Source organism: Microcoleus sp. PH2017_28_MFU_U_A (genome assembly GCF_020738035.1).
Taxonomy (GTDB): domain Bacteria; phylum Cyanobacteriota; class Cyanobacteriia; order Cyanobacteriales; family Microcoleaceae; genus Microcoleus.
In genome coordinates this window covers 67,311-85,930 of record NZ_JAEQCX010000040.1, presented here as the reverse complement: position 1 = coordinate 85,930, position 18,620 = coordinate 67,311, and the positions used below count along the sequence as shown (strand labels likewise).

22 protein-coding genes are annotated in these 18,620 nt (G+C 44.8%); 10 read left to right on the top strand and 12 right to left on the bottom strand.

Going from position 1 to position 18,620, the window contains the following annotated elements:
* Positions 1-100 precede the first annotated feature (100 nt).
* Positions 101-277, top strand: a complete 177-nt coding sequence (psaK, locus tag JGK14_RS08890; RefSeq protein ID WP_325314970.1) for a photosystem I reaction center subunit PsaK — start codon at positions 101-103, stop codon at positions 275-277.
* Positions 278-304: 27 nt separating this feature from the next.
* On the opposite strand, the gene JGK14_RS08885 is transcribed toward psaK, so the two are convergent.
* The 4 genes from JGK14_RS08885 to JGK14_RS08870 all read right to left on the bottom strand — a co-directional run bounded on the left by JGK14_RS08885 (position 305) and on the right by JGK14_RS08870 (position 5,354).
* Positions 305-943, bottom strand: a complete 639-nt coding sequence (locus JGK14_RS08885; RefSeq protein ID WP_293219605.1) for a histidine phosphatase family protein — start codon at positions 941-943, stop codon at positions 305-307.
* Between the two features lie 105 nt (positions 944-1,048).
* Positions 1,049-1,738, bottom strand: a complete 690-nt coding sequence (locus JGK14_RS08880) for a DUF3226 domain-containing protein (protein ID WP_293219603.1) — start codon at positions 1,736-1,738, stop codon at positions 1,049-1,051.
* Positions 1,731-2,735: an AAA family ATPase gene (locus tag JGK14_RS08875; protein WP_293219601.1), complete on the bottom strand. Its 1,005-nt coding sequence runs from the start codon at positions 2,733-2,735 to the stop codon at positions 1,731-1,733. The genes JGK14_RS08880 and JGK14_RS08875 overlap by 8 nt, the downstream gene beginning before the upstream one ends.
* A gap of 141 nt (positions 2,736-2,876) precedes the next feature.
* Positions 2,877-5,354 carry a phosphoketolase family protein gene (locus tag JGK14_RS08870; protein WP_293219599.1) on the bottom strand — a complete coding sequence of 826 codons (2,478 nt, stop codon included), beginning with the start codon at positions 5,352-5,354 and terminating at the stop codon, positions 2,877-2,879.
* 449 nt (positions 5,355-5,803) lie between these two features.
* Between JGK14_RS08870 and JGK14_RS08865 the strand changes: the two genes are divergently transcribed.
* Genes JGK14_RS08865 through JGK14_RS08850 form a run of 4 tightly spaced genes read left to right on the top strand, consistent with a single transcriptional unit; the run spans position 5,804 to position 7,396 of the window.
* Entirely contained in the window at positions 5,804-6,163 is a 360-nt protein-coding gene (locus tag JGK14_RS08865; protein ID WP_293187022.1) for a DUF433 domain-containing protein, read from the top strand.
* 46 nt (positions 6,164-6,209) lie between these two features.
* Positions 6,210-6,581, top strand: a complete 372-nt coding sequence (locus tag JGK14_RS08860; protein WP_293187021.1) for a hypothetical protein — start codon at positions 6,210-6,212, stop codon at positions 6,579-6,581.
* Positions 6,582-6,586: 5 nt separating this feature from the next.
* Positions 6,587-7,018 (top strand): HNH endonuclease, encoded by a 432-nt coding sequence (locus tag JGK14_RS08855; protein ID WP_293187020.1) that lies wholly within the window; start codon positions 6,587-6,589, stop codon positions 7,016-7,018.
* Positions 7,019-7,060: 42 nt separating this feature from the next.
* Positions 7,061-7,396 (top strand): DUF433 domain-containing protein, encoded by a 336-nt coding sequence (locus JGK14_RS08850; protein WP_293195805.1) that lies wholly within the window; start codon positions 7,061-7,063, stop codon positions 7,394-7,396.
* A 47-nt stretch (positions 7,397-7,443) separates the two neighbouring features.
* Here JGK14_RS08850 and JGK14_RS08845 read toward each other — a convergent pair whose 3' ends face one another.
* Positions 7,444-8,319 (bottom strand): Rpn family recombination-promoting nuclease/putative transposase, encoded by an 876-nt coding sequence (locus tag JGK14_RS08845; RefSeq protein ID WP_293324341.1) that lies wholly within the window; start codon positions 8,317-8,319, stop codon positions 7,444-7,446.
* 607 nt (positions 8,320-8,926) lie between these two features.
* Between JGK14_RS08845 and JGK14_RS08840 the strand changes: the two genes are divergently transcribed.
* Together JGK14_RS08840 and JGK14_RS08835 are read left to right on the top strand one after the other, a co-directional pair.
* Positions 8,927-9,790, top strand: a complete 864-nt coding sequence (locus JGK14_RS08840; RefSeq protein ID WP_293187017.1) for a DNA-methyltransferase — start codon at positions 8,927-8,929, stop codon at positions 9,788-9,790.
* 8 nt (positions 9,791-9,798) lie between these two features.
* Positions 9,799-10,437: an MvaI/BcnI family restriction endonuclease gene (locus JGK14_RS08835; RefSeq protein ID WP_293187016.1), complete on the top strand. Its 639-nt coding sequence runs from the start codon at positions 9,799-9,801 to the stop codon at positions 10,435-10,437.
* Positions 10,438-10,465: 28 nt separating this feature from the next.
* Here JGK14_RS08835 and JGK14_RS08830 read toward each other — a convergent pair whose 3' ends face one another.
* From JGK14_RS08830 to JGK14_RS08810, 5 genes are all read right to left on the bottom strand, one after another.
* Positions 10,466-10,720, bottom strand: coding sequence for a hypothetical protein (locus tag JGK14_RS08830; RefSeq protein ID WP_293192487.1), 255 nt, complete (start codon positions 10,718-10,720; stop codon positions 10,466-10,468).
* Positions 10,721-10,822: 102 nt separating this feature from the next.
* Positions 10,823-11,071, bottom strand: coding sequence for a DUF4926 domain-containing protein (locus JGK14_RS08825; RefSeq protein ID WP_180274614.1), 249 nt, complete (start codon positions 11,069-11,071; stop codon positions 10,823-10,825).
* Position 11,072: 1 nt separating this feature from the next.
* A complete protein-coding gene (locus tag JGK14_RS08820; RefSeq protein WP_293187014.1) occupies positions 11,073-11,402 on the bottom strand; it encodes a DUF6883 domain-containing protein in 330 nt (109 codons plus the stop codon).
* A gap of 155 nt (positions 11,403-11,557) precedes the next feature.
* On the bottom strand, positions 11,558-14,317 hold the full coding sequence (topA, locus tag JGK14_RS08815) for a type I DNA topoisomerase (protein ID WP_325314967.1): 2,760 nt from the start codon (positions 14,315-14,317) through the stop codon (positions 11,558-11,560).
* Between the two features lie 219 nt (positions 14,318-14,536).
* On the bottom strand, positions 14,537-14,755 hold the full coding sequence (locus JGK14_RS08810; RefSeq protein ID WP_293192493.1) for a hypothetical protein: 219 nt from the start codon (positions 14,753-14,755) through the stop codon (positions 14,537-14,539).
* A 421-nt stretch (positions 14,756-15,176) separates the two neighbouring features.
* Between JGK14_RS08810 and JGK14_RS08805 the strand changes: the two genes are divergently transcribed.
* Both JGK14_RS08805 and JGK14_RS08800 read left to right on the top strand, forming a co-directional pair.
* The gene (locus JGK14_RS08805) at positions 15,177-16,058 is read left to right on the top strand and encodes an AraC family transcriptional regulator (RefSeq protein WP_293192495.1); all 882 of its coding nucleotides are present in this window, start codon (positions 15,177-15,179) and stop codon (positions 16,056-16,058) included.
* Between the two features lie 416 nt (positions 16,059-16,474).
* Positions 16,475-17,146, top strand: a complete 672-nt coding sequence (locus tag JGK14_RS08800) for a VOC family protein (protein WP_293192497.1) — start codon at positions 16,475-16,477, stop codon at positions 17,144-17,146.
* A 132-nt stretch (positions 17,147-17,278) separates the two neighbouring features.
* Here the strand turns inward: JGK14_RS08800 and JGK14_RS08795 are convergent, their stop codons facing one another.
* Complete coding sequence (locus tag JGK14_RS08795) at positions 17,279-17,650, bottom strand: helix-turn-helix domain-containing protein (protein ID WP_293187009.1); 372 nt, start codon at positions 17,648-17,650, stop codon at positions 17,279-17,281.
* 18 nt (positions 17,651-17,668) lie between these two features.
* Entirely contained in the window at positions 17,669-17,803 is a 135-nt protein-coding gene (locus JGK14_RS08790; protein WP_293192499.1) for a hypothetical protein, read from the bottom strand.
* 179 nt (positions 17,804-17,982) lie between these two features.
* On the opposite strand from JGK14_RS08790, the gene JGK14_RS08785 reads away from it, so the two are divergent.
* On the top strand, positions 17,983-18,420 hold the full coding sequence (locus JGK14_RS08785) for a GFA family protein (protein ID WP_293192501.1): 438 nt from the start codon (positions 17,983-17,985) through the stop codon (positions 18,418-18,420).
* The last annotated feature ends 200 nt before the right edge of the window (positions 18,421-18,620 follow it).

The following is an 18,620-nucleotide window of genomic DNA, read 5'->3' as shown; positions in this document are numbered from 1 at the left end:
CCAGGATTACATCACTCAGGAGCCGTGTGCGGTGAAAGTCGCAAGCACGGTTTTGTAGGAGAGGTGGTGGGGGACACCCTGCCATCGACTCTCTAATAATATTCTAGCCATTGCTTTCGGCAAATTAACAATCCAGCATCAGAGCACAGGTGGGGCAATGCCTTCAGCGAATATGTTCGGCGGTTTTGGTTTGGGTGCAGTCTTGGGAACCACCTGCTTTGGTCATATTTTGGGCGCAGGTACGATTTTAGGATTGTCTTACATTGGCGCGATTTAGAATCTAGGTGGGGACTGCACACCTTTTCTAAGTACCGGGTAAATTGCGGAGGTTTTCATCCAAGTGCGATCGATCGCCCAAAACCTCCAGCATCGGCCCGCGCACATCAAACTTAACTATACTAATAGAAGCGGCTAAAGCAGCAATGCGATTGCGATAACTTCCCAAATCAATCCCCAACAAACCGCACAGAATAATCCGAATAGTCGCCTTGTGGGAAACCACCAAAACATTTCCGCTCTTGTATTTTTCCTGAATTTCTGCAATAACTAAGGAAGCTCTACTAGAAATCTGCACAGAAGTTTCCCCCTCAGTCGGTGCATTCCAAGCCGGTTCCGTCAACCAATTCATGTAATCTTCAGCATATTTTTCGCGAACATATTCAACCGTTTCGCCTTCCCACTTGCCGTACTTAATTTCCTTAAGTCCGTCGCGAAGCTGCATTTCAATCCCCACAGTATTGCACAAAGGTGTTGCAGTTGCGATCGTGCGCTTCATCGGGCTGACATAAACAGCATCCCAAGGCAATTTTGCGTAAGTTGCGCCAAATTGTTCGGCCATCATAGAACCTTCGGCTGTCAATTCTGGATCGAGGTCGCCGCAGAAACCGCCACTTTTGCTGTAAACTGTTTCACCGTGGCGCAGAAAGTAGATTTTTAAGCTCATAAATTCCTAGGTTTGTTCTTCAGTCCGCGTAGGCGGACTTCGTTCGTGTAGTAGCGGTTTCAACCGCCGATTATTTCAACCGCCGATTTCATTTGTTTTCTCATTTTAACAAAAAAGCCTAAAAAAATCTTTCAAATCATCAAGAGCAGAATTATCCCAATCCCAAATATCTTTTTTGTGTTCCATAACATAATCAAACTTAGACATACTGCATTTCCCTCCTGCTTGTTTCTGTTCCTGCTTTGAGCAAGTATCAAATCTAATATAGTTGCTAACCCAGAATTTATCAAACTCTTTCTGGTTGATTTTCTTTCCCTGACTTTCAAGGCAAGTTTTCCAGCTATCCAAACAATCAGCATAGGTCGAATCTTTAGCTTTTATTGCCTTTAAAAGCGTTTCCAGTTCACCTTTACCTCCAACATTTGTAAAATAGCAAGCCAATTTTGCATTTGTTCCATGATCTGTTGTACAAATATCGATAAATTGTTTAGTGCTTGACAAGCTTTCAGCTTCAAACACTTGTTGTATACATCTATCTACGAATTTTAGCCGTTCTTGCTCTGAATCATTATCAATATCGATAATAATTCCAATCTTTTCGATATCTTTTCGGTCAATCTTTCTGATTAAATTTTTTAAAGCTTTGATTAACTCTGTTTCGCTCAAGCCTTCCAAACTTTGATAATCATCTATATAAATAGGCTTTTCTACCTGGATATCGCAGTTTAGTTTCTCAACCATTGCCTGCATGAAAATTCTATCATTTTTACTTTCTACTATGACAATATTACTCACCTCTCACTCCTTCTTGATGCTCTAGTGCGTAATTCAAAGTTTCCAAATCGAGCCGACTTCCGATTATTTGATTTGTTTTGAGTTTCCTTGCTAGTTCAAAATAGGCGCTGCTGCATTCTTGATTAGGTTCCAAGCCAACATCAGCAAATGCTTGAAGCATCTCTAAACTGTGAGTTGTCGCAAAAATCTGCGTATCCAGTTCAACCGCTAATCGAAACAACATTCTCCAAAAATCTCGCTGGTTCGTATAGTGTATGCCATTCTCTATTTCATCAATGAGCAATATTTTATGTTCGCTGTTTACCAGTTTAAGAATAATGTCTGCAACTCGGTTCATGGCATCTCCAAACAATGATAGAGGCAAACGCTTTTCGCCTTTTCTTCTCAAGTATAGCGTTGGTTCCCCAATATAAAAACTCTCTACTGATTCGATTGCAGGGTCGATAATTTGAAAAGCTTTTAAAACTTCGCTATCTTTTTCATTCAAACGCGCGTTATCGTATGCTACTGTGAGTTCTCTCCCTGAAATCCTGGTAAACGATGGAATGATTGGTACTTTGCCAGTAGTAGAAGTATCATAACTCATTAAATGTGTCGCAGGAACCTTTTTTGATGACAAGGCAGATCGATTTTCGTTCCTCATAAACTCAATAACTATACTAGATTTAACTGAATTAATTTCTAATTTAATTTCTACTCGATCCGTGTTGTTGTAGTCTTTTCCAATAATTACTATAGATGTATCTTTTTTTAGTGCGTAAAATAAGTTATCCCAGGCTCTATCTGGCATAGCTTGTACAGCTTTTGATGACTCTCTTCTTAACTCTTTTAGGATTGCTAGACTGCTAGCGTGTGGAGCAATATTGAGAAAAAATGCTTCTAGCAAAGCTGTTTTGCCAGCATTGTTTTTGCCACCGATTAAATTGACTCTTTCAAACCCAGAAATTTTGATTTGCTCAAAACACCTAAAATTTTGGATTTCTATTTCTTTCAGCATTACTTATCCTTTTGAATTAATCTAACTCATCTGCGTTAATCTGTGTTCATCTGCCTGTATCTGCGGTTAAAAAAAGAGAATTTTGCAACCGCAGATGAGAATAGATTAACGCGGATTCACGCAGATGAAGAGAAGCCGTACCTACCCCGGAGCACCCGATCGCACACCCTGATCTCCTGTAGCCGTCGGATCTTTAGTTTCCTTCGGCATTTCAGACGCAACAGCGCCACCGTGAGGCCACTTCCAATCGCGGATTTCCGGCATATCGTCGCCGTGTTTAGTGATATACAGCCTGTGCTCGATCAGCTTATCCCGCAGCGCCTGTTTCCCATAAGCCGCAGCATAACTCAGTTTCGGCACGCGATCGATCGCATCACCAACTAAGTGGAAGCGATCGAGATCGTTGATCACCACCATATCAAACGGCGTCGTAGTCGTGCCCTCTTCCTTGTAACCGCGAACATGAATATTCGGGTGATTCGTCCGGCGATAAGTCAATCGGTGAATCAGCCAAGGATAGCCGTGAAAAGCAAAAATTACAGGCTTATCCTTCGTAAACAAAGCATCAAAATCCTTGTCAGACAAACCGTGAGGATGTTCTGTCGAAGGCTGAAGCGTCATCAAATCCACCACATTCACCACCCGCACTTTTAACTCAGGATAATCTCGGCGCAGAATGTCAACAGCCGCCAAAGTTTCCAGGGTTGGAACATCACCCGCACAAGCCATTACCACATCCGGTTCGCCACCTTTATCATTGCTAGCCCACTCCCAAATCCCGAGGCCCGCCGTACAGTGTTTAATCGCAGCATCCATGTCCAAATATTGCAAAGCTGGCTGCTTTCCAGCAATAATCACATTCACATAATTGCGACTACGGAGACAGTGGTCAGTTACTGACAGCAAAGTGTTCGCATCGGGCGGCAAATAAATCCGCACCACCTCCGATTTCTTGTTAATTACGTGGTCGATAAAACCCGGATCTTGGTGCGAAAAACCATTGTGGTCTTGCCGCCAAACGTGAGATGTTAGCAGGTAGTTGAGAGATGCGATCGGTCTGCGCCAAGGAATTTCGCGAGTCGTTTTCAACCATTTAGCGTGTTGGTTGAACATCGAATCGATGATGTGAATAAACGCCTCGTAGCAAGAGAAAAAGCCGTGCCTTCCTGTTAGCAAATAGCCTTCCAGCCATCCCTGACACAGATGTTCGCTGAGGACTTCCATCACCCGCCCGTCAGGAGACAGGTGCTCGTCATCCTCTGGCAAAATACTACCCATCCACTCCCGCCCAGTTACCTCAAATACCGGATCGAGGCGGTTTGAAGCAGTTTCGTCGGGCCCGACAATGCGGAAATTGGCGTTTTCCTGATTCAGTTTCATCACATCCCGCAGAAAGCGGCCGGAAACACGGGTTGCTTCTGCCATCACAGTCCCCGGTTTTTGCACGTCAACGGCGTAGTCTGCAAATTCTGGCATTTTCAAGTCTTTCATCAGCAGACCGCCGTTAGCGTGCGGATTTGCCCCCATCCGTCGATCGCCCTTCGGTGCAAGTTCCGCCAATTCTGCAATCAATTTACCCTTGTCATCAAACAGTTCTTCCGGCTTATAGCTTTTCATCCAATCTTCCAGGAGTTGGACGTGGCCGGGCTTAGAAGCCATTTCTGCTAGCGGGACTTGGTGCGATCGCCACGATCCCTCAGTTTGCTTACCGTCAACCTCCTTCGGCCCAGTCCAACCCTTGGGACTTTTAAGTACAATCATCGGCCACTGAGGGCGATCGGAATAGCCCTTCGTGCGCGCTTCCTCCTGAATCGACTTAATTTCGCCGATCGCCGTATCCATCGTTGCAGCCATCAACTGGTGCATCGTTTCCGGGTCTGAACCTTCGACCCAATAAGGTTTGTAGCCATAACCGACCATCAAACTCTCTAATTCCTCGCGGGGAATGCGGGCCAACACGGTAGGATTCGCAATTTTGTAGCCATTCAAGTGCAAAATCGGCAACACAGCCCCATCCCGAACCGGGTTGAGAAACTTGTTAGAATGCCAGCTAGCAGCCAGCGGGCCGGTTTCTGCTTCCCCATCGCCGACAACCGCCGCCACGATTAAATCGGGGTTATCGAAGGCCGCCCCGTAAGCGTGGACAAGGGCGTAGCCAAGTTCGCCGCCTTCGTGAATCGAACCCGGAGTTTCCGGCGCGACGTGGCTGGGAATACCGCCGGGAAACGAAAACTGTTTGAAAAGTCGTTGTATCCCCTCTTCATCTTGGGAAATGTTCGAGTAATATTCGGTATAAGTGCCTTCGAGATAGGTGTTAGCCACCAAGCCCGGCCCGCCGTGTCCTGGGCCTGCGATGTATATGGCGTTTAAGTCTTGGGCTTTGATGACTCGGTTGAGGTGAACGTAGATGAAGTTGAGGCCTGGAGTGGTGCCCCAATGTCCAAGGAGTCTGGGTTTGACGTGTTCGAGTTTGAGGGGTTCTTTGAGTAGGGGATTGTCGAGGAGATAGATTTGTCCGACGGAAAGGTAATTTGCCGATCGCCAGTAAGCGTTAATTTTGCCTAGTTCTGAGTCGGAAAGCGGCTTTAATTGGGGGATTTCGGTCGTTGCTAGCATCATAAGTTTTTCAATCCTGAGTTTTGTTTGTTTTTTGGTTAACTTTGTTTTGAAGTGCGATCGAGGCCGAGAAACCGGGTTTTTTACAAAAATACTTGATTGCAACCCGCAGATTCGGGAAAAAACCCGGTTTCTTTGTCGGAGTCCGTAATTTATGTTTACTCCATATTTTTCAAGCAAACAATTGAATTGTATACCAGTTTTATCTAAATCAAACTTTAAATCAACGTTAATTTTTGAGTAACAAGTGCGCTGCGATCGGGGCAGAAAAGCCGGAGGTTGTGGGGGTGAAATCCAGCAATGAAAAAGATACTTCTCTAGGTAGAGGCAAGAATAATTGATATTAGATATGCAGATTTTTAATTGTGGAGTTATAATGAAAAAGTTAAACATTAAATCTGAAGGGGGCCTTAATGCTACCTGTTAAGAAAAAACTTTTCACCATAGATTCTATGACAATCAAAGAATTAGAAGCACAACTTTTGGCCTTAACGCCAACCGAGAAAGCTCAAATCATCCAATTATTAACCCAAAACTTAGCTAACACCTGGCAAGGAATTAGCAAAACCCCCGGTGTCTGTGGCGGTGATGCTTGTATCAGACAGACTCGCATTCCTGTTTGGGTGCTGGAGAGCTTTCGTCGGTTGGGTATGAACGAGTCTCGACTTTTAGATAACTATCCCACACTAACGGCTACTGATTTAGCAAATGCCTGGGCTTATGCGGCAGTTGTTCCAGATGAAATTGAAATAGCTATCCGCGAAAATGACGAGGCAGACGCAATTTTAGATACACCGGAAAATATCAAATAGTAAAATATGGCATAATATAAATATTCGTTTCATAGCCATTCGACCTATGACCGCCCAAATCACCCTGAATTTGCCAGATGAAGTCTATCACCAAGCAGAATTACTAGCGCAGCAACGCCACCGCAGCGTGAGTGAGATTATAGTAGAAACTCTGGAAATTTTCCTTTTACCAACCACTAAACCAGTATCAGAATTGTCTGATTCTGAAGTAATCAGTCTGACTCAACTCCGGCTGCAACCAGTCCAAGAACAACGATTGAATGAATTGCTAGATCGCCAACAGTCCGGTACGATTACCTCTGTAGAACATCAAGAATTGCAAGCATTAATCCACATCTATGAAGCTAGACTATTACGACAAGCTCAATCCTTAAATGAAGCTGTGCGGCGCGGGTTGCTCGAACCATTAAAAGGATAATCAAAATGGCAATTTCTGAACAAGTTAGAGCCAGAGTTCGCACACAAGCTCAAAATCGATGCGGTTATTGTCGCAGTTTACAAATGTATGTCCTGGGAATATTGGAAATTGACCATATTATTCCTAAAGCGACGGGCGGTACTGACGAGGAAGAAAATCTCTGGCTGGCTTGTAGTCTGTGCAATAATTACAAAGGAACCCAAACTGACGCATTAGATGCGGTCACGCAAACGCGCGTTAAGTTGTTTAATCCGCGCACTCAACAATGGTCACAATATTTTGCTTGGAGTGAAGACTCTACAGAAATTATTGGACTTACAGACTGCGGTCGCGCAACAGTAACAGCACTACAACTCAACAATAATATTGCTGTTACTGTCAGGAGTCAGTGGGTTAGTGCTGGATGGCATCCGCCAACAGAATCAAGTATTTCATAACAAAATTCAAGTCCAGAGCCATTCATAAATCAAATAGATTATATGACAATCCCAGAATTAGAAGCACAACTTTTGGCCTTAACGCCGATCGACAAAGCTGAGGCCATCAGCATCTTAACCCAGAGTTTGAAAAACAGTGGCCGCCCGATCGCAAAAACTCCCGGTGCGATCGGCGGTGATGCTTGTATTGACAACACTCGCATTCCCGTTTGGTTACTCGCCAGCTATCGCAATGACGGCGCTACCGATGCTTTTATCCTAGATTGCTATCCCCATCTCAGTGCTGCTGATTTAGTAAATGTTTGGGCTTATACTGAAGCTTATCTAGATGAAATTGAGTCAGCAATTCGACAGCAAGATGATGCTGACGAAATTTAGCGAGTAAAGTGCATCAGCTATTGAAGCCCTCATAACTCGCTAAATTCTTATCTTTCCGACTGCTGCACCTCCAACCAAGCCTGCAAATCCGGCATAGTAGCAAAATCCAACAGCGCCTCACTCAAATCTTCGAGGACTAGCAAGGGCAGATTGGCAAGGCGCGATCGCATTTCCTCAGAAATTTCTTGCCGCAACCGACGGGTTAATTGTCGAACAATCAGGGCACAGGCTTCTGCCTGCCGTCCTTCCTGCCGTCCTTCCTGCCGTCCTTCCGCCTTAGCTTCTTGATAGAATCTCGTTTCCTGTAATGTAATTCCCAACATTGATTCCACCTCGGCTCGACTCAACGATGTAAATTTGTACGACAAAATAGTAGCTAATAGGTCTATTATGTCACGACCTGCTGCTGGTGGAACTTCTTGCTGCACTCGGCTCAGCAAATATCTTGCTTCTGCTGGTGCTTGAGTCTCCCCGACAGTCGTCAACACCATCAGCGCAATCCCTAAAGGCAAAGCGCGAATATCCCCCAACTCATCCAAGCATACCCGATGCACCTGATTGCTGTTGAGCAAAGCTCGATAAGGATAAACATCGCTTTGTTCGGCGCTGCGAGATGGATAAATCACTACAGCTTGCCAATCCCTGTACCGACTGCGATTGCGGTAAAAGTATAAAAACGATTCGCCAAACAATCGTTCGTAAAGCTGTTCGTCTTTCTGAAACTGAACTTCACAAAAATAGACAATGCCCGGTTCCTCAGATTCTGGGGGCAAAAATACGCCGTCAATTTCAAATTTAGGTTCTTTGACTGCAACCGAGTCAAAGCGATAATTGGCAGCATTTGCTGGAGTTGTCGCTAGTAGATCGAACAGCAAAGTGGGCGCTTGTCCGAACAGTTTGTAGAATATGGAATCCCGCCGCATGAAAGATTTGCAAATAAAGAGAGACAAATTAATACTACTGCATAATGGTTTGCCAAAAATATGCGATCGCCCTCTATCGAAATCTCGAAATATGCGTTAGCGAAGCCCTCGAAGAGGATCGCCCTTAATTCAAATTTTATTAAAAGTTCGATCTACAAAAACCGAAGCCCTAAAATAACAAAGGCTCGTTAATGAGCCTTCGCCAAAATATAAATCTTGGTATTCAGAACGTCTTTACCGGAATTCCTCGACCCTCGTGGGTAACGGGATGTCATGATTAGATCATGTCTGCTGCATCCATGTCTTTAATATAGTTCATGGTTTAGATATGGGTCAATTTTTACCCAGAAAACGATGAATATTTTCCAGTGTGGGCAATTTACGGTATAGTATGCTTTCTATTTCTGGATTACCGCAGTTTTTTCGTTTGGTCGATCGCGCATATCGTCTTTTTGGTGGCTGAGGAGATTTTAAACCAACGCGAGGTAGGGATAGGGTGGGTTTGTGCGATCGATCTTGGGCGATCGAAATTTGTGATAAACTTTCAAATCCAATCTAAAATCTAGATTGTGCTTTTGGACTATCAACCAAGCAGTAAACAAGCCTTATGACTTCACAAGTACAACTTGAACAGGTAAAGCCGGAGCTAGTTTGGCGATCGCATGATGGACTGTCTCACCTTTATCATGGCGATACTTTGGAACTCATGGCTTTGCTGCCTGCTGAAAGCGTAGACTGCATCTGGACGGATCCGCCTTACAACCTTTCCAATGATGGTATTACCTGCGTTGCTGGTCGTATGGTCAAGGTAAACAAGGGGGAATGGGATCGCAGTCAAGGTGTTGAACTAGACCATGAATTTAACAAAGCATGGTTGGCTGCTTGTTATCGGCTTCTTAAACCAACTGGTACCATCTGGGTAACGGGTACTCTCCATGTGTATCCATCAGTCGGATTTGCTATGCAGCAGCTTGGCTTTCGTATTCTCAATGACATTATTTGGGAAAAACCTGCTCCACCTCCAAATCTGGGGTGCCGCTGTTTCACTCATTCAACAGAACTAATACTATGGGCAACAAAAGCACGTAAAGGAAAAGAACGTTACACATTCAATTATGAGGAAATGAAGGCTGAGAATGGCGACAAACAGATGAAGAATGTTTGGCGAATGTCTACTCCTGGCAAACATGAAAAACTCTATGGTAAGCATCCGACACAAAAACCTATTGAACTTGTTGCGCGTTGCCTTCGAGCAAGCACAAACCCAGACGATCTAGTTTTTGATCCTTTTTCCGGTTCTTCCACAACTGGAGTTGCAGCTTTATCATTAGGGCGAAAATTTATTGGTTGTGAAGCAGATGCGGGTCATGTTGAACTCTCGATTAAACGCTTAACCGGAAGTACCCCGACCGGGGATAACTTCGGTTTAATTAATCCCAGTCAAGTAGAGTTACCAGTGGCATTTAAGTAAGGTTATCTATGGAGAGAGTAGAGGCAATTACAAGACTCACTACATTGGTAGGTCAAGATCTTCGACAACTAGCAGATCAATACCGTATAACGGTTTGGAGTAAAGAAGATAAGAAAAACAAGGGTTGGGCTGGGCATACAATTGAACGCTACTTGGGATTAGCCCTTAACTCATCTCGATCGCCTAATTTTGGTAGTTGGGAGCTAAAGCTAGTTCCACTAATACGTAAACGAACAGGAGAACTCAGAGTCAAAGAAACGATGGCAATCACGATGATAGATCCAGTAGAGGTGGAAAACAAAGAATTTGAGGAAAGCCATCTCTTCAACAAACTACAGAAAATGGTTGTTGTTGCACGGGTATTTGAGAGCCAAGCAGATAATTGTTCTTTTGTGCATTCAGTAGCTTCCTTCGATCTTGATAATCCTACAATTTACGAGCAAGTGAAAGCAGACTACAACCTTGTTCGGGAAACAATTATAACTCAAGGGTTTTCAAGTCTTAGTGGAAAAATGGGCAAACTTGTGCAGCCAAGAACTAAGGGGCAAGGGCATGGCAGCACCTCTCGTGCTTTCTACGCTCGAACTAAGTTTGTCGCACATATATTAGGAGAGGGGTATTCTGTTCCACTGCCTGTCAAGCCTTAACCTATTTTTGATTGGCACTGCTAATTAATTAAGTGTCTAAATGACATGAGGCTGCTATAACTTTAGCGTTAATTAAGGTAAAAATTCGATCGAGTTCGAGTAAACTTGCTAATTCTACAACCTCTTCTGAAGTTAAAAGATTAGCCTTTTTTCTCTCGGCTAATTCTTCCAATCTGGCTTGCAGGTTTTCCGTAAATTTGAATAAGTAAAGATTTCTGACTTTCTGCATCGAAATCTCGCTATCTATCCAGTAAGAAGGTTGTACCATAAGTTCAGATATCATGGTGATTCAATTACTCGAATTACTACATGGATAGTCTTGATCATATCATTAAAACAAAATGTTCCGATGCCACGGTTTCTACAACCTGGATGTGAATCAATATTAACCTGCTGTTGCCAAAGAACGAACAGTTAAGATTTCATCAGGGCGGAGAACTTCTACAGTAGAGATAGGGACGGCTATAACTGTAAGAGACTCACCAACAGCATTAAATACTTCCAACAGACAGCCTTCTTCACCACCACTAGGATGAGGAACAAAATCAACCAATGTGGCAATATCTCCTGCTCTGAGTTGATATTCTGGTAAGTCACGAGTTAAAGCAACTTCCTGATATAGCTTTAGAATCATCTTAATTCTCCTTAAAAGGTTGTAGCGTCACAAACTGAAATTTTCCATCAATCCGTCGTTGCAGCCAAATTGTAACGACAGATAGGTTTATACCATTTGTACCAACGAGTTCTCCTACAACTCGATAAAAGATTCCATACTCGTTATTCCTCTCTTCAATCGCCTCACCTACTCCCACAACTGACTGGATGGCTGCTTTCAGCGCTTCTGGGTTTTCTGAGGTAAATCCAGCCCGTGCCAAGAATTTTGACTTATCATTTCTGGCTTTGTGTACCAGCAGATAACCAGTTATCTTATCGTCTGGGATGACCGCATCTTTTGGAATCTTCACCCTGAAATCTCTCCATCCTTTTATTTTGCTCGTGCAATACAGCAGCCAAAAAGTTTCTATTTCTTCGATAACGCATCATCCAAAAGAAATCCGTGAGTTTTGTAGGGACACAGCACTGCTGTGTCCTTACTAATTTCAACGTCTCCTTACTAATTTCACTCTGTTTTCTTCTTACTCGCCGTAGCAGTCGTCGCCTTCTTAGCAGTGGTTTTCTTCGCAGCGGTTTCCGACTTTGCCGCAGTAGTTTTCTTCGCCGCCGTTTCCGATTTCGCCGCAGTGGTTTTCTTCGCAGTAGTCGTTTTCTTCTCAGCAGTTTCCGACTTCGCCGCAGTAGTCTTAGTTGACTTCTTCGACTTGCTAGATTTACCGCCGCCCGCAGCTTCCTTCGCTGCTAACAAATCCAGTGCTTTTTGTAAGGTGAAATTCTCCAGAGATTCATCCTTAGCCAAAGAAGCATTGATATCCCCATGTTTGACGTAGGGGCCGTAGCGGCCGTCGTAAACATTGATGAGCTCTCCCGATTCTGGATGCGCGCCCAATTCCTTCAATGGTGTCGTTGATTTGCTGCCGCGCACGGCTTTCGGTTGCGATAATAACTCTAAAGCCCGATCGAGCGTTATAGTCAAAACATCATCAGGAACCTTGATCGATCGATAATCCTTACCAACCTTACCCTGGTCGTGTACCACATAAGGGCCGTACATCCCCAAATTAGCCTGCACCTTCGCCCCCGTATCCGGGTGAGTGCCCAACAACCGAGGTAGAGTCAACAAACTCACCGCCATATCAACCGTCACACTATCCTTATCCGTCCCCTTCGGTAAAGAAGAACGCTTCGGTTTCTTGTTCGTTTCCGAAACATCCCCCAACTGAACATAGGGGCCGTAATTGCCAATCAGCACATAAATCGGTTCCCCAGTGTCCGGGTGCAGACCTAATTTTTCTGGCCCTTCCGTCTTTTGCTTTAACAGAAACTCCACTTTTTCCGGGTCTAAATCTGCCGGAGTCAAATCCTGGGGAATCGATGCTTTCACCTGGCCTTCTTCGTTTTCAGATTCGAGGTAAGCGCCGTATTTACCGATGCAAACTTTGGCTGTGATATTCTCCAATATCACAGTTCGGGCAACTTTCGCGTCAATCTGACTTTCCTGTTCTTTAACTTGCGTTGCAAGTCCCATTTCCCCTGTATAAAACTTTTGCAAATACGGCAACCATTTCGCCTCGCCCGTGGCAATTTCATCCAGGGTTTGTTCCATGCGGGAAGTAAAACCCGTGTCTACTAAGTCGGGGAAATGTGTTTCTAATAAAGTCGTGACGGCGAAAGCGGTGAAGGTCGGAATTAGCGCGTTAGCTATTAATTTCGCGTATCCTCGATCGACAATTGTACCGATAATACTCGCATAGGTACTCGGACGGCCCACACCCTCACTTTCCAACATCTTCACCAGAGAAGCCTCCGTGTAGCGGGCGGGAGGTTGAGTTTCGTGTCCCACAGCCTCTACATCCTTGCAATTAGGCTTATCCCCCACCTTCAGCGCCGGCAAAATCACCTCCTGGTCTTCCAGCGCCGCATTCGGGTCATCGGAACCTTCCACATAAGCGCGCAAAAAGCCCGGAAAATCAATGCGTTTCCCGCTGGAACGGAAACCGGCATCTTCCACCTGAGTTAATACCGTGACGTGAGTTTGGCGCGAATCTGCCATTTGAGAAGCCACTGTCCGCTTCCAAATCAAATCGTAGAGGCGGAAATCAATCCCATCCAATCCCGTTTGCTGCGGAGTCCGAAAAGTGCTGCCGGCGGGGCGAATAGCTTCGTGGGCTTCCTGGGCGCCTTTGCTTTTGGTTGTATATTTGCGCGGTTGGGGGCTGAGGTATTCGCTACCGTAAAGTTCTTGCACGCAACTGCGGGCGGCAGTAATCGCCTGTTCGGACAAATGTACCGAATCCGTCCGCATATAGGTGATAAAACCGCGTTCGTACAAACTTTGGGCAATTCGCATGGTTTCCCGCGCACCCAGTCTCAGCTTGCGGTTAGCCTCCTGCTGTAAAGTCGAGGTCGTAAACGGTGGCGACGGTTTGCGGGTGACTGGCCGTTCTTCGATATTACCGACAGTCCAGGGTTTGTTTTGAATGCGTGCGAGTAAAGCCCGCGCCTGTTCTTCGTTCAGCAACAGTACGCGGCGGCCTGCGGTAATTTGTCCGGTATTTTCATCGAAATCGCTACCGTTGGCAACTTTTACATTCCCGACTGTCACGAGTTTGGCATCAAAGGAAATTTTGCTTTTTTCCAAAGTTGCTTTCAAATCCCAGTAGCTACCTTGGCGGAAAGCGCGGCGTTCCCGTTCCCGGCGTACCAACAGCCTTACTGCGACTGACTGGACTCGCCCTGCGGACAAACCCCAGGCGATTTTCTTCCACAGTAGCGGAGAGAGGGTGTATCCGACGAGTCGATCGAGAATTCGGCGAGTTTCCTGGGCCTGTACCACTCGATTGTCGATATCGCGGCAGTGAGTTAGGGCGTCGCGGATAGCTTCGCGGGTGATTTCGTGAAACACCATCCGCTTGATGGGAACTTTGGGTTTGAGGATTTGCAGCAAATGCCAGGAAATGCTTTCGCCTTCCCGGTCTTCGTCAGTGGCTAGAATCAGTTCTGTGGCGTCTTTTAGCGCATCTTTGAGTTCTTTAACAATTTTCTTTTTATCTTTGGGGATGACGTAAAGCGGTTCAAAATCTGCCTCCACGTTGACGCCGAGTTGCGCCCATTTTTCACCTTTAACGGCTTCTGGTATTTCTTCGGCGGAGGATGGGAGGTCTCGGACGTGGCCCATAGATGCCTCTACCCGGTACGTAGAGGGCAGGAAGTTACGAATGGTACGGGCTTTGGTGGGAGATTCGACGATAACTAAAGTTGACATGGCATCTTTTTATATATGGATGGCGGCGCAGTTAGAGTGTCTAATTTACAGAGTGTAGGTCGGATGTCAAGGCTTAGGGGAACTTTAGGGGATGATTTCAAATTACCTTAATGTTTAAGTTACTGCCGATCGGGTTGCAGGTCACAAGCTGATGGGATTTTACTGCTTTTGGGGCAAAGACCAGGAACCCTTGTCTCTGCAAGATGCACGGAATGTCTCTCACCTGACTCTAGCAGAATTGGCGGTAACTGGATGCTGAGACTGCTGGATGCGGGCGGATGGTTCCTCTGTTGTAGATTTGAGATTTGAGATTTGAGATTGGGCAAGATTTGATGGTTTCCCCGCAAACAAGACTTGAAATGCGATCGAGAATTGGTCGAATAGTCGATCGCACTCACCAGCTAACATCAGATATTGTGGACTAATTCTTGATACCATTTTGCGATCGCGTTATTATAAACACTAGGCAAAATGACGTAAATCTTTGATTGATAGAACAACCGCAGATGTCAGGCAGATAGACACAGATTAACGCAGATATAACTGACAATTTTTATTATTCTTGTGGGATGGGCGTCCCGCCCGTCCAGAAAGAAGGGGCTCTTCTGGCCCATCCCACTTTCAAGAGTGTAAGTTATTAAATTTTCGTTCCTAACATTGGACATAATTCGGAAGTTGCATCAAGAACTCGGGGTGCCGGCTGAAATTTTGATCCAGCCATATCAATCGGTACAAACCCCTGCTTAAGTATTTTTGTTTACTGCGGATCGAATTTCATCTGCACCGCAAATTCAGCAATTTCTGTCAGGCTTGAGTCAGGATCGAGAGATAACCTTGAGATAGCCAAGGAGGATATTTTGTGAATGTAAAAGCTTTTGACGCCTATCGCTGTAGATTTTTGAAATTACTTGAGTACATTGATGCCAATCTAGAAGAAAATCTCAGTGTAGATAAACTCAGTATTGTTGCTGCGTTCTCAAAATATCATTTTCACCGACAATTTTCTGAGTTTTTAGGAATCGGCGTATACAAATACGTCCAGTTAAATCGCTTGAAGCGCGCCTCTTATCAGCTCGCATTTCGCGATCGCCCGATCGTCGATATCGCCCTCACGAGTGGCTACGAAAGCCCTGAAGCCTTTGCTCGTGCATTCAAAAAGAGCATAGCACAAACTCCTTCTGAATTCAGAAAGCAGCCGCAATGGGAAAATTGGCACGCCACTTACCAACAATTAAGCGAACTGAGGAACCAACACATGAAATCCGATACATCCGCTGAACAAGTCAAAATCGTCATCTTCCCAGAAACAAAAGTTGCAGCCCTCGAACATCGGGGAGATCCGCAGCTAATCGGCAATTCTGTCCGTAGATTCATCGAGTGGCGCCAGCAAAATAATCTGCCTCCCAAGGTGAGCAAAACTTTTAACATTGTCTACGACAATCCAGCCGAAACCGCGCCGGAAGACTATCGCCTGGATATTTGTGCAGCCACGGATCGTAATGTTATAAATAACTCATTCGGAGTGATGGGAAAAATTATCCCTGGAGGTCGTTGTGCCTTACTGCGCTATACTGGTTCTAACGACAATCTTGGTGAAGCAGTAAGATACCTTTACTCCGAATGGTTGCCACAAAGTGGTGAAGATCTGCGAGATTTTCCCCTATATTTTGAGAGAGTCAGTCTTTTTCCAGATGTACCAGAATCTGAGGCGATTACTGACGTGTTTCTGCCTCTGGAGTAGTTCAGCACTTACGCACTGGTGGTCAGAAACCGGGTTTTTTACGAAAATCCTTCGCTGTAGTCCACAGATTGACTAAAAAACCCGGTTTCTTTGATGGTGGTGCATCCAGGACTGTAGTTGAGTGCAATTAATGCCAAATCTGGGTAAACATCCCCTTGATGTCAATATTATTCGTAGGGTGCGTCGCCATCGACAATTCTAGCTATTGACAACGATTTAAGTAGCGACGCACCACGCCAGATAGTAAAGGGGATAACTAACCCCGATTTGGGATAATGCCAATTTGAAAAAATTTTGCTACAGTCATTAATTATAGAGAAATTATCTGTTATGTGCATAACTCCCCGCCGGACACGGCAATGCCGTTTCCCTACAGATGATATCTTCTAATTTCATCGTTTTATAGCTAAAAAATTATGGCATTTGAATTCGACCATATCTTCATCTTAACTGATATTGGTGCCCCGATCGCCGATCGCCTTTCATCCCTCGGTTTAGTCGAGGGTTCGTCTCGCATTCACGTTGGACAAGGTACCACAAATCGCTGTTTCTTTTTCCATAACGCGATGTTGGAACTGTTGTGGGTGCGCGATCCAGAGGAGGCGCAATCTGAGCCTATTTATCGGACTCGTCTGTGGGAGCGATCGACAAATCGCAATAATGGCGCCTGTCCCTTCGGCATCTGTTTGCGTTCAACCACAGGTTCTGAGGACACAGTAGCATTTTCTAGTTGGGCATATCGTCCGCCCTATTTACCTGAAACAATCAGCATCGCGGTAGCCACAAATAGTGATAATTTAACTGAGCCGATGCTGTTTCAAACTCCCTGGGGAAAACGTCCAGATTCATCCTCTACTGAGAAATTACAGCCCCTGAGTCACGGTGTTGGTTTCCGCGAAATTACTCGTGTAGAATTAGTAAGTCCTGCTGCGAATAATCCGTCACCAGAACTGCAAGCAGTAATTGATACAAATCAGGTCAAGTTAAGGAAAGGAACCGAGTATTTTCTAGAGCTAGGCTTTGATGGAGAAGTGCATGGGAAACAAGTAGATTTTCGACCGGGATTGCCGCTGATTATCAGTTGGTAATGTCAAGTTGCAAGCTAACAGTGGACATCTTCCATTCATTCCCAACTAATCTAGAAATTATCTACATTTATTTGTGTTTATCTGCCTTTAATCTGCGGTTCATTTATTAATCAAATATTTATGCAATCTTGTTTAACGATCTCTATAAGCTGTAGGAGTCATCCCCGTCAACTGCCGAAACTGTTTGCTCAAATGGCTGTGGCTGTTGAACCCACATTCTAAGGCAATTTCCGCGATCGATCGCTCTTTTTGCTGTAACAACTCCTTCGCCCGTTCGATCCGTTGTTGAAGCAGATACTGATAGGGAGCTATTCCCATCGCCACTTTAAACATATGGCTAAAATGAAACTGACTCATCCCCAGGAACGCAGCCAAATCAGCGAGCTTAATGTCTTGACTTAGATGTTCGTTTATGTATTCCAAGACTTGCAACAATTGACGCTGAGGTAAACCGCCCTCGTAAATTGTCAGGCGAGGTTTGGTAGTAAAGTATTGTCTGAGCAAATGCACTGCTATAATATTTTACACTGACTTGATGTAGAGATTTGGGCTTAAATTTTGCTGCTGTAGTTCCGAAAGTAGCATAATGCCGAGTGACTCAATTTGTCGATCGCGCATCCGAAATTCCGGCAGCAATTCCAGGCGATCTGGATTCATGTCAGACCGGGCAGCCCTAGTCTCGCCACCCAGCTAAACTCAGCCATTACCCTAGACTTTGGTCGTAAATCTTATCCGGTTAAATGCTCGTAGAAGTGTGTTGAGAGTCGATCGCGTCAATACCAAAAATCAGAGTTTGCAATTGTTTTTATTGTTAAGTTTCAAAAGAGGGTTGACAAATGTACAACAAAGGTTCATGTCAATGCGGTGCGATCGCCTTTGAGTTCGAGGGGCCGTACTTTCTCACATTCTGCCATTGCCAAATCTGCCAAAAATTACATGGTTCAGCATTCGCACCAATTCTTCATGCAGAATCAAAAACGTTTAAATGGTTGCAAGGCGAAGAATTCCTCAGTTATTTCAATTCTTCATCATATTTGAGAAGAGTATTTTGTAGCAAATGTGGCTCTAATATGCCAATAGTCAGTCACGAGCTAAATCATATTGCTGTCCCGGCAAGCGTTATGGACACACCAGTTGAACAGCAACCTGTAGCGCATTTTTATACTAGGTCAAAAGCAAGTTGGTTTTGCATCAATGATGACGCATTGCAATATGAAACCGTCCCGCCAGGAGGAATTCGGGAAGTTTACGAACGAGTTAAGAATGCAACTTAACAACAGGCTGGAGTCCGATATGGTAACGCGCGATCGATCGACCAATGTCATCGATAGCCCGTACATTTTAGGTTTGATATCATCGAAAATCTAAAGACCGCAATAAGATTCGTTCGTAGTGTGGACTTTAGTCCGCAAAAAGGAGCGGAGTAAAGTCCACACTTCATCGAAAGTCTAAAGACTGCGATAAGATTCGTTCG

What these genes read in the sequence shown, in the direction of transcription:
- JGK14_RS08870 (WP_293219599.1), bottom strand. Translation starts at nt 5,354, where the DNA reads ATGATGCTAGCAACGACCGAAATCCCCCAATTAAAGCCGCTTTCCGAC.
- JGK14_RS08840 (WP_293187017.1), top strand. Translation starts at nt 8,927, where the DNA reads ATGACTTCACAAGTACAACTTGAACAGGTAAAGCCGGAGCTAGTTTGG.
- JGK14_RS08790 (WP_293192499.1), bottom strand. Translation starts at nt 17,803, where the DNA reads ATGAATCCAGATCGCCTGGAATTGCTGCCGGAATTTCGGATGCGCGAT.
- JGK14_RS08855 (WP_293187020.1), top strand. Translation starts at nt 6,587, where the DNA reads ATGGCAATTTCTGAACAAGTTAGAGCCAGAGTTCGCACACAAGCTCAA.
- JGK14_RS08810 (WP_293192493.1), bottom strand. Translation starts at nt 14,755, where the DNA reads ATGGTATCAAGAATTAGTCCACAATATCTGATGTTAGCTGGTGAGTGC.
- JGK14_RS08865 (WP_293187022.1), top strand. Translation starts at nt 5,804, where the DNA reads ATGACAATCAAAGAATTAGAAGCACAACTTTTGGCCTTAACGCCAACC.
- JGK14_RS08800 (WP_293192497.1), top strand. Translation starts at nt 16,475, where the DNA reads ATGGCATTTGAATTCGACCATATCTTCATCTTAACTGATATTGGTGCC.
- JGK14_RS08845 (WP_293324341.1), bottom strand. Translation starts at nt 8,319, where the DNA reads ATGCGGCGGGATTCCATATTCTACAAACTGTTCGGACAAGCGCCCACT.
- JGK14_RS08875 (WP_293219601.1), bottom strand. Translation starts at nt 2,735, where the DNA reads ATGCTGAAAGAAATAGAAATCCAAAATTTTAGGTGTTTTGAGCAAATC.
- JGK14_RS08860 (WP_293187021.1), top strand. Translation starts at nt 6,210, where the DNA reads ATGACCGCCCAAATCACCCTGAATTTGCCAGATGAAGTCTATCACCAA.
- JGK14_RS08835 (WP_293187016.1), top strand. Translation starts at nt 9,799, where the DNA reads ATGGAGAGAGTAGAGGCAATTACAAGACTCACTACATTGGTAGGTCAA.
- JGK14_RS08885 (WP_293219605.1), bottom strand. Translation starts at nt 943, where the DNA reads ATGAGCTTAAAAATCTACTTTCTGCGCCACGGTGAAACAGTTTACAGC.
- JGK14_RS08850 (WP_293195805.1), top strand. Translation starts at nt 7,061, where the DNA reads ATGACAATCCCAGAATTAGAAGCACAACTTTTGGCCTTAACGCCGATC.
- topA (WP_325314967.1), bottom strand. Translation starts at nt 14,317, where the DNA reads ATGTCAACTTTAGTTATCGTCGAATCTCCCACCAAAGCCCGTACCATT.
- JGK14_RS08785 (WP_293192501.1), top strand. Translation starts at nt 17,983, where the DNA reads ATGTACAACAAAGGTTCATGTCAATGCGGTGCGATCGCCTTTGAGTTC.
- JGK14_RS08825 (WP_180274614.1), bottom strand. Translation starts at nt 11,071, where the DNA reads ATGATTCTAAAGCTATATCAGGAAGTTGCTTTAACTCGTGACTTACCA.
- JGK14_RS08830 (WP_293192487.1), bottom strand. Translation starts at nt 10,720, where the DNA reads ATGATATCTGAACTTATGGTACAACCTTCTTACTGGATAGATAGCGAG.